Source organism: Luteimonas mephitis DSM 12574, assembly GCF_000422305.1.
GTDB lineage: Bacteria > Pseudomonadota > Gammaproteobacteria > Xanthomonadales > Xanthomonadaceae > Luteimonas > Luteimonas mephitis.
The window spans coordinates 1-16,647 of the sequence record NZ_AULN01000013.1 but is presented as its reverse complement, the minus strand read 5'-3'; the positions used below and the strand labels follow the sequence as shown (position 1 = coordinate 16,647).

Annotated in this window: 15 protein-coding genes; 6 read left to right on the top strand and 9 right to left on the bottom strand. The window is 71.2% G+C overall.

From position 1 onward, the window contains the following. Positions 1-264: 264 nt before the first annotated feature. Positions 265-921: a tetratricopeptide repeat protein gene (locus H570_RS0102600; RefSeq protein ID WP_051176027.1), complete on the top strand. Its 657-nt coding sequence runs from the start codon at positions 265-267 to the stop codon at positions 919-921. Positions 922-1,081: 160 nt separating this feature from the next. On the opposite strand, the gene H570_RS18005 is transcribed toward H570_RS0102600, so the two are convergent. Further along, positions 1,082-1,885, bottom strand: a complete 804-nt coding sequence (locus H570_RS18005; RefSeq protein WP_051176026.1) for an ankyrin repeat domain-containing protein — start codon at positions 1,883-1,885, stop codon at positions 1,082-1,084. A gap of 53 nt (positions 1,886-1,938) precedes the next feature. Beyond that, on the bottom strand, positions 1,939-3,702 hold the full coding sequence (locus H570_RS18000; protein WP_051176025.1) for a Tle-like phospholipase domain-containing protein: 1,764 nt from the start codon (positions 3,700-3,702) through the stop codon (positions 1,939-1,941). 142 nt (positions 3,703-3,844) lie between these two features. Here H570_RS18000 and H570_RS16080 point away from each other — a divergent pair, with 142 nt between their 5' ends. Beyond that, positions 3,845-4,906, top strand: a complete 1,062-nt coding sequence (locus tag H570_RS16080) for a hypothetical protein (protein WP_051176024.1) — start codon at positions 3,845-3,847, stop codon at positions 4,904-4,906. Between the two features lie 173 nt (positions 4,907-5,079). Here the strand turns inward: H570_RS16080 and H570_RS0102580 are convergent, their stop codons facing one another. Genes H570_RS0102580 through H570_RS0102565 form a run of 5 tightly spaced genes read right to left on the bottom strand, consistent with a single transcriptional unit; the run spans position 5,080 to position 10,354 of the window. After that, positions 5,080-6,348, bottom strand: coding sequence for an ABC transporter permease (locus H570_RS0102580; protein WP_036134967.1), 1,269 nt, complete (start codon positions 6,346-6,348; stop codon positions 5,080-5,082). After that, on the bottom strand, positions 6,345-7,679 hold the full coding sequence (locus H570_RS16075) for an efflux RND transporter periplasmic adaptor subunit (RefSeq protein ID WP_211219065.1): 1,335 nt from the start codon (positions 7,677-7,679) through the stop codon (positions 6,345-6,347). Before H570_RS16075 ends, H570_RS0102580 begins: the two co-directional genes overlap by 4 nt. After that, entirely contained in the window at positions 7,676-8,683 is a 1,008-nt protein-coding gene (locus tag H570_RS16070) for an HlyD family secretion protein (RefSeq protein ID WP_036134964.1), read from the bottom strand. The genes H570_RS16075 and H570_RS16070 overlap by 4 nt, the downstream gene beginning before the upstream one ends. Next, positions 8,680-9,693 carry an HlyD family secretion protein gene (locus H570_RS16065; protein ID WP_036134961.1) on the bottom strand — a complete coding sequence of 338 codons (1,014 nt, stop codon included), beginning with the start codon at positions 9,691-9,693 and terminating at the stop codon, positions 8,680-8,682. The genes H570_RS16070 and H570_RS16065 overlap by 4 nt, the downstream gene beginning before the upstream one ends. Next, positions 9,680-10,354, bottom strand: coding sequence for an ABC transporter ATP-binding protein (locus tag H570_RS0102565; protein ID WP_027079386.1), 675 nt, complete (start codon positions 10,352-10,354; stop codon positions 9,680-9,682). Before H570_RS0102565 ends, H570_RS16065 begins: the two co-directional genes overlap by 14 nt. A 196-nt stretch (positions 10,355-10,550) precedes the next feature. Between H570_RS0102565 and H570_RS0102560 the strand changes: the two genes are divergently transcribed. From H570_RS0102560 to H570_RS0102545, 4 genes are read left to right on the top strand one after another with little or no spacing between them, the layout of a single operon-like run. Beyond that, complete coding sequence (locus H570_RS0102560; RefSeq protein WP_027079385.1) at positions 10,551-11,177, top strand: ParA family protein; 627 nt, start codon at positions 10,551-10,553, stop codon at positions 11,175-11,177. Then, positions 11,177-11,653: a SixA phosphatase family protein gene (locus tag H570_RS0102555; protein ID WP_027079384.1), complete on the top strand. Its 477-nt coding sequence runs from the start codon at positions 11,177-11,179 to the stop codon at positions 11,651-11,653. Before H570_RS0102560 ends, H570_RS0102555 begins: the two co-directional genes overlap by 1 nt. Next, positions 11,650-12,285 (top strand): YceI family protein, encoded by a 636-nt coding sequence (locus H570_RS16060; RefSeq protein WP_169447723.1) that lies wholly within the window; start codon positions 11,650-11,652, stop codon positions 12,283-12,285. The genes H570_RS0102555 and H570_RS16060 overlap by 4 nt, the downstream gene beginning before the upstream one ends. Next, positions 12,282-14,183: a phospholipase D family protein gene (locus H570_RS0102545; protein ID WP_245559524.1), complete on the top strand. Its 1,902-nt coding sequence runs from the start codon at positions 12,282-12,284 to the stop codon at positions 14,181-14,183. Before H570_RS16060 ends, H570_RS0102545 begins: the two co-directional genes overlap by 4 nt. A gap of 37 nt (positions 14,184-14,220) precedes the next feature. Here the strand turns inward: H570_RS0102545 and H570_RS16055 are convergent, their stop codons facing one another. Together H570_RS16055 and H570_RS0102535 are read right to left on the bottom strand one after the other, a co-directional pair. Further along, the gene (locus H570_RS16055; RefSeq protein ID WP_245559522.1) at positions 14,221-16,056 is read right to left on the bottom strand and encodes an XVIPCD domain-containing protein; all 1,836 of its coding nucleotides are present in this window, start codon (positions 16,054-16,056) and stop codon (positions 14,221-14,223) included. Between the two features lie 19 nt (positions 16,057-16,075). Next, positions 16,076-16,647: hypothetical protein (locus H570_RS0102535; RefSeq protein ID WP_027079382.1), on the bottom strand; the 572-nt coding region annotated here is incomplete at its 5' end.

The following is a 16,647-nucleotide window of genomic DNA, read 5'->3' as shown; positions in this document are numbered from 1 at the left end:
AGTGTAGCAGTGGCCCTGTTGCGGGCCGGGCAGGGCGGGACTGGCCACCGCGTGGAACGGGTGCGCGAAGTAGATGCGGGGCGTCGAGGCCAGGAGTGCGTCGGCGATGCGGGCAGCGTGGAGAACGAGGCGCGCTCGTGACTCAACGATCGTGCAATGGCGGATCCGCAGCGATTGCGCCGAGCGGCTGCGATTGGCCGTGCCGCGCGCCAGCCGCTACCATGCGCGCCGGGGAAGGGGTTGCCCCGCCATCCAGAAGTCGCAATGAATCTGTCCATTCGCCGCCGTGCCGGCGCGCTCGCCTTGCCGCTCGCGTTCGTACTCCTGCTTCCGCTCGCGCTGCATGCGCAGTCGCTGCCCGCGCCCAAGGAGTTCTATTTCGACGGCAGCGGGTCCACCACCCAGCCACTGGTCCTGCTTCCGGGCAACGATGCCGCGGTCCAGGAGCGCCTGCTCAAGGCCATGAAGGGCCACGGCCGCAATGCCGAACTGGCCACGGCGCAGCTGGCGCACATCGCCTACGCCAGCGGTCGCGCCGAAACCGGCAGGGCGCTGTATGCGCGGGTGCTGTCCGCACTGGGCAACAACAGCCAGCTGCGCGCGCCCGTGCTGTGGAACTACGGCTGGGACCTGTATCGCAGCGGCGATGCCGAAAGCGCGCTGGCGCGCTGGCGCGAGGCCGGCATCGACACCTACAACAATCCGTCCTGGGTGCCGCCGACGCTGGCGCTGGGGCTGTGGACGCTCGATCGCCGCGACGAGGCCGTGAAGTGGTACGCCGCCGCGGTGCGCACCGAGCCGCTGCGCTGGAACGATCCTGCCAACCTGGCCGCGCTGCTGCCGGAGTGGGACGCAGCCGACCTGGCGAAGCTGGCCGAGGTGGCCGCCGCGTGGAAAGCGGCGCCGCCGAGCTGGCCCTGAGCGGTTTCGTGCGACGCCGGCAGGATGCCCCGAGCACCGCGGTCGTCCAGCACCCGATATTCCCTGCAGGAGCGGCCCATGGCCGCGAGCTTCTGGCGCTGTAATTGCAACGGCGAAAAGTTCGCGGCCATGGGCCGCTCCCGCAAAAGCGGGCAAGCGGTTATTGCGAAGCCGCGGCCTTGACCGGGACGTTGTGCGCGCGCAGCCAGGCGTTGATCGCTTCCAGCGCTTTGCGCGTCGGGGCGTTGAGCACCGCAGGGTCGCCGTCGTAGAGGTAATCCTGGAAGGTCGCGCCGGTGCGGTCGGTCGCACGCGGATCGGCGCCGGCTTCGAGGAACTTCAGTGCCGATGCCGGATCGTTGACCAGCGCGGCCTGGTGCAGCGGCGTGGTGCCGCTGCTGTCGTGCGTATCGAGTCGCGCGCCGGCCTCGAGCAGGCGATCGACATTGTCTGGCAGGCGCGCGCGCAGGGCGTCAAACAGCGGCGGCGCGCCGGTCACGGTATTGGGCAGGTCCGGGCTGACGCCGCGCTTGAGCAGGTCGTCGAGCCAGAACTCGTCCTTGCCCATCGCCGCGAGGTGCAGCGCGGTCTGGCCGTCGGCGTTGCCGCGGGCGGGGTCGGCGTGCAGATCCAGCAGCAGCCGGTAGGCGCCGCGATCCTGGTGCAGCATCGCCCACTGCAGCAAGGGCACGCCCTTGGCGTCGACCGCGTCGGGATTGGCACCCGCGGCGAGCAGCTCGCGCGCCAGCGTGTCGTTGCCGTCTCGCACTGCGGCGGCGAACTGGGCGTTGTCGGGATTGCTGAAGGTCTTGCCGTCGTTCAAGTCGTTGCCCTCTCCGGCGCAGCCGGTCATCGACGCCAGCATAAGGCACGCCAGCAGCAGCGCCGCGACCGGCCGGCGGTGCGGGAACACGGTTGAAACGCGCGTCGCGGCCTTGGTGCCGTGGATCGGGTTCGCGGACATGGCCGCACGTTACACCGTCAGGCCGCGGCGCTGGCCGCGGCCCGGACCGGCGCTCAGAACCACTTCAGCGGATTGAGCTTGCCGGCCGCATCGGAAATGCCCTGGCCGACGTCGCCGATGAAGCCGGACACCGCTTCCACGCCATCGCCAACCACGTCGGTCACGGTGTCGACCACCTTGCCGGCGCCGTCGGCGATGTCGCTGACGATCTTGCCGGTGCCTTCGACGAAGCCGGCCACGGCATCGAACGGCTGTTCGAGGCCGACCTGCTCGCCCAGGTCGCGCAGCATGTTGCCGCCGGCGTTGGCGCCGTTCTGCACGCTGTCGCCGGCGAAGCCGAGCACGCCGGCGGCGGCGTCGCCGATGGTGTCGATGCCGCCGTCAAGCACGCTGCCGACCGCGTCGAAGGTGCCTTCGACGTAGTCGCCCTTGGCGAACTGGTTGCTGGCCGCAGCGGCGATGCCGTCGACCGTTTCGCCGACGTTGCCGCGCACGTCGTTGAACAGGTCGGCGCCCTGGCGGGCGAGGTTGCCGAGCTGGTTCATGTTGAACTCGCCGACGTTCTCCAGCGCATCGCGGCCGACGTTGCCGGCGAAGCCGATCACCGGCTCGGCGACGTTGCCCAGCACGTCCAAGCCGCCGTCGACGAGCGCGCCGACGCCATCGCTGGTGTTGCGGATCAGCGCGCCGGCGCCGTCGAGCACGTTGCCGGCGAGCCAGCCGCCCGGGAACAGGCCGGGATTGCCGCGCAGCACCGTACCGGCGCCGTCGAGCAGGCCGTCGATGCCGTGGCCGACGCCGGAAATCAGGTTGCCGGCCTGGTCGCCGACGACGTCGAGGCCGTCATTGACGGCCGAACCGGCGCGCTCGGGCAGGGTCGGACGGTCGGCCGGGTCGTATGGGGTGTTCTGGGCCAGCGCGTCGACATAGGACGCGTGATCGCCGCCGCCGCCGTGCAGCTTGGCCAGGTCGAAGCCGATGCCGGCCGGCGGGTCGACGCGCAGCTCGTGGCCGAGCGCGTTGGGCGGCGAAATCGGGATGATCGGCAGGATCGGGATGTCCTGCTGCGCGGCGTTGAGCGGGTCGCCGTTGACGATGTAGCGGCGCAGCTGGCCGCTGTCGGACACCGAGTCGCGCGCCGCGTTGGGGTTGAAGCCCAGCGATTCGAGGGTTTCGTTGCTCAGGCCCGAGGCGTTGAAGGTCACCCCGGAAGCGCCGGTGGCCAGCGCCGCGGCCGAAGCCAGCCCGCCGCCGAGCGAATGGCCGGTGACCACCACGTTGCCTTCGCCGAACACGCGCTCGGCGCGCTGCGCCAGGGCGATCGCGTCGCTGTACTGCCCGGTTTCGAAGCCCAGGCCCTGCAGGGCGTTGTCGTCGGCGTCGCCGGGGTTGGCCACGCCCCAGTTGTCGGTGCCCCGGTAGGCGACCACGTACTGGCCGTCGCGGTTCTGGTAGATCGCCGCGTCGAAACCGTTGGACGTGCTGAGCAGCGCCGGCTTGATCGGAATCTCGCGGCCCTGCGCGTCGACCAGCGCGGTGCGGTCGGCGTTGGGTTCCAGCCGGTTCCAGCCGGCCTTCTGCAGCGCCTGCTCGGTCAGCGGGTTGTCGGCGGCATAGGCATCGTTGGCCATCATCGCCAGCTGCCGGTCCAGGCTGTCCTGCGGCCGGGTCCCGGCGGCCTGGGCGCTGAACGTGCCATCGCCCTTCGGATACGTGTCGGCCGGCTGGAACTGCAGCGGACGCGGACCCTGCAGCAGATTGGCCTGCGACAGCAGCGGACTGGTGTACGGCTGCGCGCTTTCCTGGGCGATGAGCATCTGCGGTCTCCGACACGGATGAATGTACGCAGGCTAGGGGGGCCCTGGACGCGGCGACAGCTGGGACGGACCCTAGGGCTGCCTGCGCCGCGGGCCGGGCCGGGTTATCGTCGACGGCACCCGTTCGACCGGACCACGACCGATGACGCCACGCCCGACCTGCCTGACCGCGGTACTGCTGTGCGCCACCCTTGCCTGCGGCGCACAGGTGCCGGCGCCCGCCGACCGGGCGATGGATGCCGAAGAGGCCGCGCAGCTGCAGGCCATGCAGGATGCCGCCGGAACCTACTACGCCCGCACCGCCACCGCGCTGGCCGCCAGCGGCAAGTCGCGCGAGCTGGCCTTCGCCGCCACCCTGCTGCAACTGGCCGACTGGACGCCGGCGGCGGACACGCCGCCGGGCGGCGACGCGCCCTCGCAGGCCAGCCCGCGAGATCCGCGCGTCGGGCAGTGGCGCCAGCTGGCGTCGGCGCGCGCGGGAAGCGACGTGCTCGCCAACGCGCTGCTGATGCAGGCCGATTCCCGCGCCGATGCGGCGATCCGCGCGCAGGCGGCCGACCGCTGGCAGCGGCTGGAGCCGGACAACCTCGCGCCGCTGCTGATGGCCAGCGGCCAGGTCGAAGCCTGGCTGCCGAAGGCCGGCACGTACGCGCGGATGGACCAGCATTACTACGAACAGCTGCGCTGGATGCAGGCCACGCTGGCCGCGCATCCGCCGCGCGCGGACGAAGCGGAGATCTTCGGTGGCGAGCGGATGTCGCCGGACGCGGGGGCGGCGGTTGCCGCAGCGGCGATCCTCGCCGCGGTGGCCATGCCCGCGCTGCGGCCGCTGATGGATGCCTGCCGGGGCGAGGCCCTGGAGGCAGCGCCATCGCGGCGCGCCCATTGCCGGCATGTGGCGCAAGTGGCCGCGCAAACCTCGGATACCAGCCTCGGCACCGGGGTGGGCATCGCCCTGCTGCAGGCCAGCGCGGCGACGCCGGCCGAACAGGCCGACGCCCAGGCGCGGCGCCGGCGCCACGATTGGCGGATGCTGCAATGGGGTCGCATCGCCGCCGGCCAGCCGGACCAGGGCGCGGCGCAGTTCGTGCGCCTGCTGCGCGACCCGTCGGTGCGCGGCGAGCGCGACCTGATCGACCGCGTGCTGGCCGAGGGCGGCGTCGCCGCCGAGCCGCCGGCCGGCTGGTCGCCGCCGCGGCGGTGATCGCGGCCGGAGCGGCCCGGCGCTTTTCCTTGGGCTTTTCCCGGGGTTTTGTAGGAGCGGCGGAAGCCGCGAGCTTCCTCTGATGCCGCAACGATCCAGAAGCTCGCGGCTTCCGCCGCTCCTACAAAACGTTTGCAGCGTGTGCGGAGACGTCGGCCGCGGCTGGCGCCGCGCTACTCGTGCCGCAGCGCGGCGATCGGGTCCAGCCGCGCGGCCTGCCGCGCCGGATAGACGCCGAAGGCCAGCCCGACCAGCGCGCAGAACGTCGCCGACAGCAGGATCGGCAGCGGCGCCCACGCGACCTGCCAGCCGGCGAAGGCGGCGATCGCATACGCCAGCGCGGTGCCGAACAGCAGCCCCAGCAGCGCGCCGGAGAAGCAGATCACGCTGGCCTCGCGCAGGAACTGCGCCACCACGTCGCGCCGACGCGCGCCCAGCGCGCGCAGCAGGCCGATCTCGCGGCGGCGCTCCAGCACGTTGGCCAGCATGATGTTCATGATCCCGATGCCGCCCACCAGCAGGCTGATCACCGCGATCGCGCCCATCACCACCTGGAAGATGCGCTGGGTCTGCTGGTGCTGGCGGAACAGCTGCTGCGGCACCACCAGCTCGTAGTCGGCCTCGCCGCCGTGGCGCTGTTCGAGCACCGCGCCCAGCACGCCGGCGCCGGCGGCCAGCTGCGACGGGTCCTTGATCCGCAGCCAGAAGCGATCCAGCGGATCTTCCTGCGCCTGGAAGCGGAACCGCGCCAGCGCGCTGGCCAGCGGGATGTAGATGCGGTTGCTTTCCAGCCCCAGCTTGACGCCTTCGAACTGGTCCTTGCCCAGGTCGCGGTCGGCCAGCACGCCGACCACCTGCAGCCAGACATGGTTGACCTTGACCAGCTGGCCGACCGGGTCGGTGCCCCCGGGGCCGGCGCTGTCGGGGAACAGGTCGGCAGCGGCCTGGTGCCCGAGCACGGCCACCGCGGCCAGGGCGTCGTCGTCGGCCTGGGTCAGCGCGCGGCCGCGGGCGACGCGCAGCGACGACAGCGCGAAGTAGTCCGGGCTCACGCCGCTGGCCTGGGCGTCGCTGCGGCCGTGGTCGCTGAACACGGCGTAGGTCTTGACCGCCTTCTCGGCGGCGAAGCGCTCCGCGCCCGGCACCACCGCCAGCGCGGCGCGCGCGTCGGCCAGGCTCAGGCCGAGGCTGCGTTCGCGGGTCTCGCGGCGTGCGTCCTCGTCCTGCGGGCGGGACTGCGCGATCAGGTTGTGCAGGCCGAGGCTCTCGACCAGCCGCAGCGCCTCGCGGCGGCTGCCTTCGCCGACCGCCTGCATCGCCACGATCGCGCCGACGCCGAACACCAGCCCGAGCAGGGTCAGGCCGGTGCGCAGGCGCCGGCGCCAGAGTTCCTCGACGGCCTCGCGCCAGATCGGGGGCAGCGCGGCGAGCAGGCGGTTCACGGGCTGTCCGCCTCCGCGGCTTCGGCTTCGGTGGAGTCGGCGTCCGCGGTGGTGTCCGCGACTTCGCCGTCGCCGGCTTCGGCGCCCGGCTTGTCGCTGCCTGCGTCGTCGTCCTTGGCGTCGTCCTCCGGCACGGCCGCGGTCGCCAGCAGCACCTGGTCGCCGGGCGACAGCCCGGACAGCACCTGCGAACGCGCGACGCCGCGCACGCCCAGCCTGACCTTGCGCCACGCGAAATCGCTGCCGTCGCGCACCTGCACGGCCAGCGCACCGGCGTGGCTGCGCAGGGCGATGTTCGGCACGCTGACCACCTTCGGCGCGTCGAGCTGGATGATCCGCGCGCGCATCTGCTGGCCCGGCACCAGGTTGAACTTCAGGGCGGCCTCGGCCGGCACCGGTGCGCGCATCGACAGGTACTTCACCGGATCGCGGCGGCTGCGTGATTTCGGCGCGCTGGCCACCCACGACAGCTTGCTGGCGATCGTGTCGCCGGGCCGCCCGAGCGGGAACATCTCCACCGCCTGTCCCACGCGCACGCCCTGCGATTCGAGCTGTGGCAGCGACAGCTCGACTTCCATCGCGCTGGCGTCGGGCAGGCTGCCGAACTCGCTGCCGGCGTACAGCGAGGCGCCGGTCGCGGGCTTCACCCCGGACCAGTTGGCGCTGAGCATCAGCACGCCGTCGTTGGGCGCGCGCAGCTCCAGCGCGTCGAGGTCTTCGCGGCGTGCCTTGGCATCGAGGGCGAAGGTCGCGCGCTGTGCGTCGAGCAGGGCCTGCTCGGCGCCGCCGCGGACATCGGCCTGGTCGCGCTGCCACTGCAGGGTGTCCTGGCGCGCTTCGAGGTAGTGCACGTCCTCGATCGCGTCGAGCACGTCGTTGCGCGCCAGCGTGCTGAGGTCGGCGCCGGCATAGCGCCGCGCGATGGCCAGGCCGGTGGCGACCTGGGCCATGTCCACGCCCACGCGGCCCTGCGCACTGGCCAGCTCCTCGTCCTTGGCCGCGCGTGCCAGCGCGTTGCGCTGCAGGTCGACCAGTGCCTGGGCCAGGTCCTGCTCGCTCTCCTCGCTGCTGAAGCGGGCGATCAGATCGCCCTTCTTCACCCGGCTGCCCTCGGGCAGCATCCATTCGACCCGGCGCGACGACCAGCCGGTGCCGGGCACCTGCAGCGGGGTGGGCCTGGACGAGCGCAGCACGCCGTCGCCGCGCGCTTCCAGCAGCAGCGGACCGGCAGCGACCGTCTCGGTCACCGCCGGCGCCGGCGGATCGCTGCAGGCGGCCAGCAGCAGGACTGCGGCCAGCGGCCAGGCGCGCGCGACGTGCAGGGCATTCATGGCGCCACCGCCGGGGCCGGGGCTGCAGCGGCGAGGCCGGGCACGGTCAGCTCGATCCCCACGGTCTGGCCGGGCTTGAGCCTGGCCTTGGCGTTGTCGAGGCGGATTTCCACGTCCATCACCGGGATCGGCTGCACCTGCGACTTGCTGCGCACGGTGCGCCCGATCGAGGCGACCTTGGCCGGGAACACGCCGCCGCCGCCCTCCACCCGCACCCGTGCGGCCATCCCCGGGCGCACGCGCAGGTAGTCGCGCTCGGGCAGCTCGGCGCGCACCGCCAGCGTGGCCGGGTCGGGGATTTCGGCGATGGTCTGGCCCATCCACACCTGGCTGCCGACGTCGAACTTGTCGCCGTTCCAGCTGCTGCGGTGCATCAGGATGCCGCTGCGCGGGGCGGTGACGGTCAGCCCGGCCTGGGTCTTGCCCAGGCGCGCGACGTCGGCGCCGAGCTGGGCGATCTCCGAGCGCACCAGCCGCAGTTCCTCGGTGCGCTGCCGTGCGTTGGCGCGTTCGAGTTCGCGCGCCAGCTGCAGCTTGCGCTCGGCCTGGGTGCGTGCGACCACCAGCTTGCGGTACTCGATGCCGGCAATCAGCTCCTGCGGCTGCTCGGTCTTGCGGCGGGCCTTTTCGAGCTCCGCGCGCGCCTTTTCGGTCTCCAGGTGGCTGCTGCGCTCGCGTTCGGCCAGCTCCAGCTGCAGGCGGTCGAGCTCGCGCTGTTTCTCCTGCAGCTTGCTGTCCTTCTCGGCCAGCGACTTCATCACCGTGCTGGCGTCGAAGGCGACCGCCACCGCGCCCTTTTCCAACGGTGCGCCGTCGGGCGCGATCTGGGTGATGTTGAACTGCCACATGTCCTGGACCATCGGCGGCATGATCTGCGCGCTGCTGCGGGCGTAGACCTCGCCGTCGATGCGCAGCGTTTCGGCGCTGGCGGGCAATGCCGCGGCGCACAGCAGGCCGGCGCACAGCAGGCCAGCGGACAGAAAACGGGCGGGCAGCGGCTTCAAGGCGCGGCTCCGGCTTTGCCGGCAGCCGCGGGCGCGGGCGCGGTGACGCGCACGCTCATGCCCGGCAGCAGCGGCAGGCCGTTCTTTGGCGGCAAGTCGATGTCGATCATGAAGTAGCTGCCCGTCCCCCATTCGGCGCGCGGCTCCGGGGCACCGGCGATGCCGGCGATGCGTCCGTCGATGCTGCGGCCGGGCAGGGCGTCGAAGGCCAGCCGCACCACCTGCCCCACCTCCAGTCCGCGGCGATCGGGCTCCAGCGCCCAGGCGCGCACCTGCATCGCGCTGTCCGCTGCCACCACCTGGCCGGCCTCGCTGCCGGGCATCGCCGAAGAGCCTTCGTCGATGCGGCCGCCGAGCCAGTTGTTGTTGTAGCCGTGCACCACCACGCCGTCGCGGGTGGCGCGGACCTCGGCGTTGGCGGCCAGGGTGGCGTAGTAGTCGCGCTTGAGCTGCAGCTTCTTGACCTCCAGCGCGCTGTCGCTGCGCTGGCGCTCGACCGCGTCGCGGGCGGCCGCCAGCTGCGCCTGCTTGAGCGCGGCCTCGCGGGTGGTGCGGTCGAACTCGCCCTGGTAGCGGTCATGGTCCAGGCCGGAGACCAGTTCGCGCGGCAATCCGGCATCCAGGCGCGCGGCGCCGAGCTCGGCCTGCGCGTCGACCAGCGCGGACTCGGCCTCCAGCGCCTTGACCTGCAGTTCCGCCAGCGCCTTCGCGGCGGTGGCCTGCGCCTGCTCGATCTGGGCGTCGAGCTCGGACAGCTGCGAGGCCGCCTGGCCGGGATCGATGCGCAGTACCGGGTCGCCGGTCTTCACGCGCTCGCCCTCGGGCACGAAGAAGCGGATCACCACCGGCGAGTTGTTGGAGAACGGCGTGTAGAGCACCTGGGCGTCGGTGGCGCGGACTTCGCCGGTCAGCACCGCCGCGCTGGCGGGAGCGCCCGCCGATGCGGCCAATGCCAGCGCCAGCAGCGCTGGCGCGCGGCGTGCGCCGGCCGTGCGGTCAACGCCGGACATCGGCTTCGATCCTTCCGTCGCGCAGGCTGATTTCGCGCGGCGCACGCGCGGCGACGTCGCGGTCGTGGGTCACCAGCACCACGGTCTGGCCGCCTTCGTGGACTTCGTCGATCAGGTCCAGCACGTCGGCCGCGCTCTTCGAGTCGAGGTTGCCGGTGGGTTCGTCGGCCAGCAGCAGCGCCGGCTGCAGGAGCAGCGCGCGGGCGATCGCGGCGCGCTGCATCTGGCCTCCGGACAGTTCGCCAGGGCGATGGTCGCCGCGGTTGCCTAGGCCGACGCGGTCGAGCAGTTCGCGCGCCCGCTGCCGTGCGCCCGGCGGCGGCTGGCGGTGGAAGCGCAGCGGCAGAAGCACGTTTTCCAGCACGCTCAGCCGCGGCAGCAGGTGGAAGCTCTGGAACACGAAGCCGATGCGGCGGTTGCGGATGTCGCTGCTGGCCTCGTCGTCGAGCATGGCCACGTCGCGGCCCTCGACCAGGTAGCGGCCGCTGCTGGGATGGTCGAGGCAGCCCAGGATGTTGAGCAGGCTCGACTTGCCCGAACCCGACGGCCCGGTGACGGCCACGAACTCGCCGGCGGCGATGGTCACGTCCACGCCGGCCAGCGCATGCACGGTCTGCCCGCTCATCGCATAGCGGCGGTGCACCTGCTGCAGTTCGATCATGGCGCGTGGTCCACGGTGCGTCCTTCGCGCCGCTGCGCGCATCCCCGTCCCTGCATCAAGACCACGCTGCGCTCTGCCGGTTCCCCATCCCGGGAGGATAGCGACGGCCGCGCGACCGCGTCGAGGCCTCCCGGTCGCGGCCGTCCCCGGGCCGGTGTACCCTCGCGGATCGTTTCGTCGATTCGAGAGGAAGCGCATGAAGACAGTGCTGGTGGCCAGCTCCAAGGGCGGTGTCGGCAAGACCACGATCGCAACCCATCTCGCCGCGCAGTCGGCGTTGTCGGGGCAGCGGACGGTCCTGGTCGATGCCGATCCGCAGGGATCCTCGACCCGCTGGGCCGAGCGCCGGGCGGGGCTGGAAAGCGCGGTGCTGCCGCTCGACGGGACCCACAAGGGCTGGCGCCGGATGGTGCCCGAGGACGCCCAGCGCGTGGTCATCGACGCGCCCGCCGGTGCCATGCGCGAAGACCTCGACGGCTTCCTCGAGCACGCCGACACGCTGGTGGTGCCGGTGCTGCCGTCGTCGCTGGACATCGACGCGACCGTGCCGTTCCTCAACTCGCTGGCCAAGCACCCGCGCATCCGCCGCGGCCAGCTGCGGGTGGGCCTGGTCGGCAACCGGCTCAAGCCGTGGACCAACGCCTCGCAGCAGGCGCTGGAGCTGCTCGCGCAGTGGCCCTACCCGGTGGTCGCGCAACTGCGCGACAGCCAGGCCTACGTGCTGCTGGTGGGGCTGGGCAAGAGCCTGTTCGACTACCATTCGGCCCAGGTCCGTGATCATCAGGACGACTGGCAACCGCTGCTGAAGTGGCTGAAGAAGTGATGCGCGAACTGATCCTCCTGCGCCACGCCCATGCCGAGTCGTCCGCGCCCGGGCAGCCCGACCTCGACCGGCCGCTGTCAGCCGAGGGCAATGCCGAGGCCGAGGCCGCCGGCCGCTGGCTGCGCGAGCAGCGGCTGGTCCCGGACCTGGTGCTGTGCTCGCCGTCGCGACGCACGCGCGAGACGCTCGAGGCGGTGCTCGGGCAGATCGGCTACGTCGACCAGCGCCTGGAGGACGACATCTACGAGGCGTCGCCGGGCACGCTGGCCACGCTGGTCGATCGCCACCAGGCCGTCGACCGGCTGCTGGTGGTGGGGCACAACCCGGGCCTCGAGCGCCTGGTCGCGCTGATGCACAGCGGCCAGTCCGGCGACTACCGCGGCATGCCGCCGGCGGGCATCGCGGTGCTGGCACTGCCGAAGGAAGGCGAGATCGAACCGGGCATCGCGTCCCTGTCCGCGTTCTGGTGGCCGTGACCCCACGGGACGTCGTTGCGGCGCTCGCCGCCGCCTGCCTGACCATCGTGCTGCTGCTGGCCTCCGTGCGCGCGGCCGGGATCGACCCGGCCACGTCCGCGATCGGCTTCACCCTGAAGACGCGCTGGGGCAAGACCCTGATCGGCCATTTTCCCCGCTACGAAGGCGAGATCGCGACCCTGCCCGACGGCCGTCGGCAGGTGCGGCTGCGGCTGGCGGCGACCGACGTCGTGATCGACGACAGCACCACCTTCACCCGCCTGACCCGCGGCGAGGGCTTCTTCGAGGCCGACCGCTACCCGTGGGTGGAGTTCGAATCCGAACCGTACGCCAGCAGCCTGACCCGCCACGGCGGCCGGCTTGGCGGGCGGGTCACGATCCGCGGCGTGCAGCGGCGCGAGAGCTTCGTCATCCAGCCCGCGACCTGCGAGCGTCCGGGCGTGGAGTGCGACATCGTCGCCAGGGGCAGCATCGACCGCAACGACTACGGCATGGATCGCTGGGGCTTCGCGCTGTCGCGCAAGGTGGTGTTCTCGCTGCGCGTGCGCACCATGCCCGGCCACGACATGCCCGGCCACGACATACCCAAGCGCGCCATGTCCGAGCACGCCGTGCCCGAGCGCGGCACGTGAAGCGATGGGCGCGCCTGCTGCTGCCGTGGCTGCTGCTGTCGGCATCCGCCTGCACCAGCCTGTCGCCGCTGCAGCGTGAGCGCGCGCTGCAGGCAGCGGTGCAGGCGCAGTCCAGCATCGACACCTGCGACCGTGCCGATGCCTGCGCCGACCCGTCGCCGCTGCGCGCGCTGGGCACCCGTGCCTACGCGCAAAGCTCGCCCGGGGCGCCTCACCACTACGCACTGCTGCTCGACTACGGCCAGGACTCGCTGCTGGCGCGGCTGAACCTGATCCGCAGCGCGACCCGCGAGATCGACCTGCAGACCTACATCTTCGACGAGGACGATGCCAGCCAGCTGGTGCTCGGCGAACTGCTGGCCGCGGCGCGGCGCGGGGTGCGGGTGCGGGTGCTGATCGACCAGCTCTCGGCGCTGCGCCACGTCGATACCCTGGCCGCGCTGGCCGGTGCCCACCACAACTTCGAGCTGCGCATCTACAACCCGGTGCTGGGGCGGGCGCACATCAACTACGCGCAGTACGTGCTGGCGGCGGCCTGCTGCTGGCGACGCCTGAACCAGCGCATGCACAGCAAGCTGCTGCTGGTCGACGGCATCGTCGGCATCACCGGCGGGCGCAATTACCAGAACGACTATTACGACTGGGACCCGGTCTACAACTTCCGCGACCGCGACGTGCTGGTGGCCGGACCGGTGACGGGCGAGATGTCCGCCAACTTCGACGCGTTCTGGGATGCGCGCCGCACCCGCCGCATCGCCGAACTGGTCGACGTGGGCAAGCGCATCCTGCGCGAAGGCGTGCCGGCTCTGCCGCAGCCGCAGTTCGACCTGCCCGCGCGTGCGCGGCGCATGGCCCGCGACGCGGCCGACGACGCGCTGGTCGACCGGCGCCTGGTGTCGGCGGCGCTGCCGGTGGACCGGGTGACGTTCATCGCCGACCTGCCGCGAAAGCACCGGCGCTCGCGCGAGGATGAAATCGCCACGTCCACCCTCGGCCTGCGCGAACTGGTCGCCGCGGCGCAGTCCGAGGTGTTGCTGCAAACACCGTACCTGGTGCTGTCGCCGGCTGCGCAGGACCTGTTCCGCGAGTTGCACGACCGCGAAGACCCGCCGCGGGTGCTGGTCTCGACCAACAGCCTGGCGGCGACCGACGCGTTCATCACCTACGCGCTGTCGTACAAGTACAAGCGCCGCTACCTGCGCGACTTCGGTTTCGAGATCCACGAGTTCAAGCCGTTCCCGGCCGATGCGCCGATCGATCCCGAGGCCACCGGTGCGTTCGGGGTGAGCTGGCGCGACGACGGCACGCCGGTGTTCACCCAGGTGCCGAAGCCCGGCAGCGGCCGGCGCCCGCTCGGGCGCGAATATTCGGCGCTGCGCTGGTCGGGCTTTTCCGCCAACGAGCCGGTGCCGCTGGCGCGCGGCGGCGTGCGCTGGGGCCTGCATGCCAAGTCGATGGTGATCGACGAGCGCATCGGCGTGGTCGGCACCCACAACTTCGACCCGCGCGGCGACCACTACAACACCGAGAGCGCGGTGGTGATCGACGACCCCGCATTCGCGAAGGAGCTGGCCGCGAGCATCCGCCGCGACATGGCGCCTGGCAACGCCTGGACCATCGCCCGTCGCGACAAGCCGCCGGTCTTTTCCGGCCTGGAGTACTCGCTGGCGAAGATCTCCGAGCACCTCCCGATCTTCGACCTGTGGCCGGTGCGCTACGCGACCAGCTACGAATTCGTGCCCGGCCCCGGGTGCCCGCTGCCGCTGCCGCCGTCGGACCCGGGATTCCGCAAATGCTACGAGCCGGTGGGCGATTTCCCCGAGGTCAGCGTCGGCTTCAAGTCGCTGATGACCCGCATCTTCACCGGCTTCGGCGCGGGGCTGGCACCAATCCTGTAGGGCGATCCGCGGACACGCCCGTGCCGTTCTCCCCGTTCTACATCGACATCGCGGGGCCGGCGCGGACGGTGTCGTCGATGTCGTGCATCGGCTGCCGTGCGCGTGATTGCTCCCGCTCGATGGCCTGGTTGGCGGCCTGCAGCCGCTTGTCCGACTGTTCCACCGGCGTGCGGATCGCGTCCTCCACGTGCACCGCTGCGCGCTTGTGGGCGGGGTCGTCCAAGCGCCCCTCGACGGCGAAGATGTTGCCGGTCGTGCCCAGCACCACGTGATCGACTCGGCCCAGGGCATTTGCGGCTCCGGCGCCGCCGGGCGTTTCTCGATGGCCCTTGCACGCCGCCAACAGGCCGCGGCTGACGCGTTCGCTCATGACGTCGTTGGGCTTGCCCAAGCCCTCGTCGATGCCGCGCACGCCGGCGCGGATCTGCTCGAGCATGGCGTGGTCGGGGTGCCGGGGATCGTCGGGGCCGCGACGCGCCGGCGCCACCGGCACGTGCTGGTGGTCGTGGGCCGGATGGACGCTGCCGTCCTGGGTGTGGTCGAAGTGGTGCAGGCTTGCCGGCGTGGTGGCGCTGTCGTAATAGGGTCGGCGCGCCTTGTTGCGGCCCAGGTCCAGCCCCTCCATCTCGATCAGGTCTTCCCTCAGGCCGACGCCGGCCATGTTCGCAGTGATCCGCGGCGCAGCCCCTTGATGGAGCGTGCCGGCGCGCTCCTCGGCGGCGAGAATCTGCTCCCATGCCCAAGTGCCGTAGTAGTTGGGGTAGTCCGCGGTCGGCCGCGGGTTGCCGGCGAGATCCCGGTGTTCGCCGATGCCGACCGACCGCTGGCCGGGCTGCGCGTAGTTCGGCGAGGGGCGATCGAAGTAGTGCCGGCCCATCGCGGCGACGTTGGCCGGGGTCTGGGACAGTGAGCCGTCGGGGTTGAAGGTGAGGCCGGGTTTGGCGATTGCCTTGATAAAGGAAGCGCTCTTGTCCTGCTCGACGAAATCTAGCGCTCTGCCGTTCTTGGTCGCCAGCATTAAATCTGGGCCAACAGCTTTTGCATTCAGTTGTCTCTCTCGACTCAACAATGCATTCCACCCGGCGATCTCCGCCTTCGCTTCGTCCTCGCGTCCGGCCTGGATATAGGCTTTCAGTTCGTCCGTGTAATCGTGCACGGGGCCTTTGACGCCGGCCTGCAGCCGGATGTCTTCCAGGAAAACTTGGGTCGCCTTGAGCTTTGTCTGGTGATTGAAGCCGTGCTGGAGTTCGTGCCCGATCACGAAGGTCAGGTCGCGCGCGTCGTATCGCCCCTGCGGATTGGCGGCGGAGCCGGTCTGCAGCACCTGCGCCGGCAGGTTCATCGCCTTGACCGTGTCCCTGCCGTCGTAGGTCGCGCCGGCGGACATCGCCGGGTCAAGGATGGCAAAGCGCTCCAGGTGCCCCTGCGTGACCGCGGCCTTGGCCTGCCCGGCGAGCACCGGCGAGCCGTTGAGCGTGGACTGCAGGTTGTCCAGCATGTCGCCGTTGACGGCATGGGATCGATTGGCCAGGTCGCGATAGGCCTGGTGGGCGAAGTCGACCGACATCGACTGCAGCGCGATCACCGACTGCAGGTCGTGGCTGGCGGCGCTGCGGCCGGCTTGAAAGCTGGTCGCCGGCAGGGAGACGACGCCGGTGTGCTTGTCGTAGCGGCCGATCTGCGTGGCGCTGCCGGCGGCTTCGAGCGCGAAGCCGGTGATCCGGCCAAGCGCGGCGTCCTGGTTGAGCTGCGCGAGCCGGTCGGCGTCGGCGGCCAGCGCGGCGCGCAGCTGCGCTTGCTGGTCGGGCGTCGTGCCCGGCCGGGCTGCGAACTGCGCCAGCGCGGCTTCGAGTTGCGGATTGGGCTTGGCCATCCCGGGCTCCTTCCCTGGATCAGTTCAATGTCCCGATGGACTTCACGCAAAGCCGGCCGGGTTCTCCGGCGACCACGTTCTGTGGAATGATGGAGATCGTGATGTCGTTCTTGTAATAGCGCCAACTTCGGAGCTCGCCAATTTCGCCATGGATAGGTGTGTCGCGAAATCCCATCGCCTTCAGCCGGTTGTGATAGTCGTCGAAACCGACTCTGCAAATGGGCGTCATGTTGGAATAGCTATCCACCTCGTTCTCGAAGGAAAGGCCAACGCCCTGCAGCAGTGAGGGCGACGCTGGTATGTAGTCGAACGCGTACCGCCATCCGCCGCCTAGATCCTCGCTCCGGAACACGGCGCCCAAGGTTCCAGGTTTCGGGTTGAGTGAAATCCCGACGACTTCCTCGATGCGCGCCGGAGTGAGATCGCTCCGAGATTCCAGCCCCTCGATCAGCTTCAGGAACCGCTTGCCGATCTCCTCGGCGGTGAGCGTCGGGTTGCCGGGCGGCGTGGTGGGTGCGGTCATGGCGGCGAGGTCCTGTGCCGAGAATGGAGAGGCGGGCGGATTCGAGTGGGCGCAGCCGGAGAGGAACA